The organism is Stenotrophomonas sp. FR024 (assembly GCF_047500745.2).
Taxonomy (GTDB): domain Bacteria; phylum Pseudomonadota; class Gammaproteobacteria; order Xanthomonadales; family Xanthomonadaceae; genus Stenotrophomonas; species Stenotrophomonas maltophilia_A.
On the sequence record NZ_JAXAXM020000020.1, the window covers coordinates 29956 to 33945 of the forward strand.

Below are 3990 nucleotides of genomic sequence, written 5' to 3' on the forward strand. Positions count from 1 at the left end.
GGTTGCCGGCCAGCGGCCGGCACTACCGGTCCAGGGTTTCCCAGGGGAACCGCGGCAGCGCGTCCACCGCCTGTTCCAGCCGCCGCGACCAGTTCTGGTGAATATCGGCATACAACGCCGAATCCGCGCCCAGCCGCAGCTGCTGGCCGATGCGCAGCTCGCCGTCGCGCAGCAGCGCCAGATCGATCGGCAGGCCCACCGACAGGTTGGAACGGATGGTGGAGTCCAGCGAGACGATCGCCGTACGCGCGGCATCCTCCAGGTGTGTGGCCGGGCTGAGGATGCGGTCGAGGATAGGTTTGCCGTACTTGGACTCACCGATCTGCAGGTAGGGCGTTTCCGGCGAAGCAGCGATGGCGTTGCCGAGCGGGTAGATCATGTACAGCCCGGGACGCTCGCCGGCGATCTGGCCGCCGAAGATCAGCGTGGCCTGGGTGTTGACCCCGTCATGGCCGTGTTCGCTGTGGCTGCTGTGCACCTGGCTGTCCACCAGCAGCTGGCCGACGTACTCGGCGGCTTCGAACAGATGGGCCATGTCGCGCAGGTTGGGCGTGCGCCGTTCGGCGGCATCGCGCCCCAGGCGCGACACCAGCAGCTGGGTGGTGGCCAGGTTGCCAGCCGCCATCAGCACGTAGGCTGCCTGGCCGGGGTACTCGAACACGTGCAGCTTGCGGTGCACGCGCACATCGTCCAGCGAGGCATTGGTCCGGGTGTCGGCGGCGAAGACCAGGCCCTCGTCCACCTCGATTCCAACGCAATAGGTCATGTCGGTGCCCTATCATGTGCGTCCCGGATTGTAGGCAGGCCGCCGTGACGACGGCATGTCCACGCCCCCCCAAGTGCCGTCACCTGAACCGCATGACCACCGTGCTCCTGAGCCTGGGCAGCAACGTCCAGCCCCGTCGCTACCTCCACGCCGCGGTGGCGGCCCTGCGCGAGCGCTTCGGCGCGCTGCAGGTGTCGCCCGCCTACCGTACCGCCGCGGTCGGCTTCGATGGCCCGGCCTTCCTCAACAATGCGGTGGCGATCGAGACCGATCTTCCGCTGCAGGAACTGGACGACTGGCTGCATGCGCTGGAAGACGCGCACGGGCGCGACCGCAGCGGGCCGCGCTTCTCCGATCGGACCCTGGACATCGACGTAGTGTTCTACGGGGATCTGGTGGTGGAAGGTCCCGGCCACCTGCGCATTCCGCGCCCGGAGCTGAAGCACGCCTTCGTGCTGAAGCCGCTGGCCGACATCGCGCCGGGCTTCATCGACCCGGTCAGCGGGTTGGACCTGGCAACGCTGTGGCGTGCGCACAGACAGTTTGGCGAGGCGTTCGAGGTGGTGGACCTGGAATGAGGGTGGTTGCCGGCCAGCGGCCGCCACTACCGCTCGCGCCGGCCGCTGGCCGGCAACATTTCAACTGACCGTGCGCCCACCATCCACGCGCAGGGTGTGGCCGGTGACGAAGCTGGCTTCGGCCACCAGCCAGTAGACCGCCTCGGCGATCTCCTCGACCGTGCCGATCCGTGCCAGCGGCGTGCGCGCCAGCAGCGCCTCGCGGGCGAAATCGTCCTTGCCCTGTTCGGGCCACAGGATCGCCCCCGGCGCTACCGCATTGACCCGCACTTTCGGCGCCAGCTCCAGCGCCAGCGAGCGGGTGGCCATCTCCAGCGCGGCCTTGGCCATGGTGTAGGCGATGTGGTCGCGCATCGGGTCGGTGCCGTGCAGGTCGGTCAGGTTGACGATGCAGCCCTGCTGGCGGCGCAGGTAGGGCGCCGCCGCCTGTGACAGCAGCAGCGGCGCGCGCGCATTGACCGCATACAGCTCGTCCATCGCCTCGGCGGTGACCTGGCCGAGTGGGGTGGGGAAGAAGTTGGAGGCGTTGTTGACCAGTGCATCCAGTCGCCCGAAGTGGGTGACGGCCTGCTCCACCAGGTCGGCCAGGGCGTCGGCGTCGCGCAGGTCGGCCTGCAGGGCCAGCACGCTGCCCGGGCGCACGTTGTCGAAATCGAACGCGGCCTGCTGCAGCTCCGCGCTGGAGGTGTTGGCGTGCAGCACCACCGACCAGCCACAGGCATGGAACTGGCGGGCGATGGCTGCACCGATCCGGCGCGCGCTGCCGGTGATCAGGACCACGGGGTGGGTGTCGCTCATCGAGGGTCCTCCAAGGCTCGGCTATCCTGTGCACCATTGTCACCGCATTCGAAGACGCCATGCAGCCCACCTTCCCCTTGCCCGAAGCCGATGCCCTGGCCCACAGCGACCAGCTGGTCGCCGCCCTGCGCGCCGAAATCCTTGCGCAGGGCGGGGCGATGCCGTTCTCGCGCTTCATGGAACTGTGCCTGTACACCCCCGGCTGGGGCTATTACAGCGCCGGCGCCAGCAAGTTCGGTGGCAGCGGTGACTTCACCACCGCGCCCGAGCTCGGCAGCCTGTTCGCCGGCAGCGTGGCCAATGCGCTGGCGCCGGTGTTCGCCCAGCTGGGTACGCAGGCGCGCATGCTGGAGCTCGGCGGTGGTACCGGCGCCTTCGCCGAGGCGGTGCTGATGCGCCTGGCCGAGCTCGACGCACTGCCGTCGCGCTACGCGATCCTCGAACCCAGCGCCGACCTGCGCGAGCGCCAGCAGCAGCGCCTGCAGCAGAACCTGCCGGCCGAGCTGGCGGCGCGCGTGGACTGGGTCGACCGCCCGTTCGAGGAGGACTGGGAGGGCGTGGTGTTCGCCAACGAGGTGATCGACGCATTGCCGACCCCGCGCTTCCTGATCCGGGATGGCGAGGTCTACGAGGAAACCGTGGAGCTGGATGCCGAAGGCAACTTCATCCGCGGCGCGCAGCCGGCCGACATCCTGCTCAATGGCGCGGTACGCCACATCGAGCGCTATCTGGAAAAGCCCTTCGCCGAGGGCTACCGCTCCGAAGTGCTGCCGCAGCTGCCGTACTGGCTGCAGGCGGTCGCCGGTGGCCTGCAGCGTGGCGCGATGCTGTTCGTCGACTACGGTTACAACCGCGGCGAGTTCTACCAGCACGACCGCGACGATGGCACCGTGCGTGCGTTCTACCGCCACCACGTGCACAACGACGTGCACCGCTGGCCGGGCCTGCAGGACATCACGGCGTCGGTGGATTTCACCGCGATGGCCGAGGCCGGCGTGCACGGCGGTTTCGAGCTGGCCGGTTACTGCAGCCAGGCCAGTTTCCTGCTTGGCAACGGCCTGGACCAGGTGCTGCTGCTGGCCGAGGAACGCACCGATGAGGTCGGCCGCATCCAGCTGCGCGACCAGGTGAAGAAGCTGACCCTGCCGACGGAAATGGGCGAGCGCTTCCAGGCCATCGGCCTGCAGCGAGGCGTCGACTTCGAACCGGCCTTCGAGCTGGGTGACCTGAGCTGGCGCCTGTGAGCCACGCGTTGCCGGTGATCAAGCCGCTGCGGCGGCCCCGGCTCTGGGCCGCGCTGTGGGCGGCGGCAGTACTGCTGGTGATCGTGGTCTGCCTGATCCCACCACCGCCGATTCCGTTGCCGGAAAACAGCGACAAGGGCGAACACTTCCTCGCCTATTTCATCCTGGCCGGCAGCGCGGTGCAGCTGTTCCGTCGGGGCCGCCCGCTGCTGTGGGTGGGCGTGGGCCTGGTGCTGATGGGCATCGGCATCGAGTTCGCGCAGGGCGCGCTGACCAGCAACCGCATGGCCGACCCAATGGATGCGCTGGCCAACACCATTGGCGTGCTGGCCGGCATGGCCACTGCACTGACCCCGCTGCGCGACCTGCTGCTGCGCTGGCGCGGGTAAAGGCGTGCCAACCAAGGTTGGCACCTACCGGTAGATCCACGCTGCGTGTGGATGGAATCAGTAGATCCACGCCACGCGTGGATGGAATCAGTAGATCCACGCCATGCGTGGATGGAATCAGTAGATCCACGCCATGCGTGGATGGAATCAGTAGATCCACGCCATGCGTGGATGAACTGCCCGGGGGGGGGGGGCCCCCCCGCCCCCCCCCCCCC

The 3990-nt window shown here is 68.5% G+C and carries 5 protein-coding genes; 3 read left to right on the top strand and 2 right to left on the bottom strand.

Annotated elements, in window-relative coordinates; genetic code table 11:
- Positions 1-22 precede the first annotated feature (22 nt).
- Complete coding sequence (locus ACMZ91_RS18335; RefSeq protein WP_032130415.1) at positions 23-766, bottom strand: proteasome-type protease; 744 nt, start codon at positions 764-766, stop codon at positions 23-25.
- Positions 767-858: 92 nt separating this feature from the next.
- Here ACMZ91_RS18335 and folK point away from each other — a divergent pair, with 92 nt between their 5' ends.
- On the top strand, positions 859-1344 hold the full coding sequence (gene folK, locus ACMZ91_RS18340; protein ID WP_049461486.1) for a 2-amino-4-hydroxy-6-hydroxymethyldihydropteridine diphosphokinase: 486 nt from the start codon (positions 859-861) through the stop codon (positions 1342-1344).
- A gap of 60 nt (positions 1345-1404) precedes the next feature.
- Here folK and ACMZ91_RS18345 read toward each other — a convergent pair whose 3' ends face one another.
- Positions 1405-2142 (bottom strand): pteridine reductase, encoded by a 738-nt coding sequence (locus ACMZ91_RS18345; protein ID WP_024957037.1) that lies wholly within the window; start codon positions 2140-2142, stop codon positions 1405-1407.
- A 59-nt stretch (positions 2143-2201) separates the two neighbouring features.
- Here ACMZ91_RS18345 and ACMZ91_RS18350 point away from each other — a divergent pair, with 59 nt between their 5' ends.
- On the top strand, positions 2202-3386 hold the full coding sequence (locus ACMZ91_RS18350; RefSeq protein WP_414578289.1) for a class I SAM-dependent methyltransferase: 1185 nt from the start codon (positions 2202-2204) through the stop codon (positions 3384-3386).
- The gene (locus tag ACMZ91_RS18355; protein ID WP_317217945.1) at positions 3383-3775 is read left to right on the top strand and encodes a VanZ family protein; all 393 of its coding nucleotides are present in this window, start codon (positions 3383-3385) and stop codon (positions 3773-3775) included. The genes ACMZ91_RS18350 and ACMZ91_RS18355 overlap by 4 nt, the downstream gene beginning before the upstream one ends.
- Positions 3776-3990 lie beyond the last annotated feature (215 nt).

Excerpts from the sequence above, each read along its gene's own strand:
- ACMZ91_RS18335 (WP_032130415.1), bottom strand. The coding sequence starts at position 766 with ATGACCTATTGCGTTGGAATCGAGGTGGACGAGGGCCTGGTCTTCGCC.
- folK (WP_049461486.1), top strand. The coding sequence starts at position 859 with ATGACCACCGTGCTCCTGAGCCTGGGCAGCAACGTCCAGCCCCGTCGC.
- ACMZ91_RS18345 (WP_024957037.1), bottom strand. The coding sequence starts at position 2,142 with ATGAGCGACACCCACCCCGTGGTCCTGATCACCGGCAGCGCGCGCCGG.
- ACMZ91_RS18350 (WP_414578289.1), top strand. The coding sequence starts at position 2,202 with ATGCAGCCCACCTTCCCCTTGCCCGAAGCCGATGCCCTGGCCCACAGC.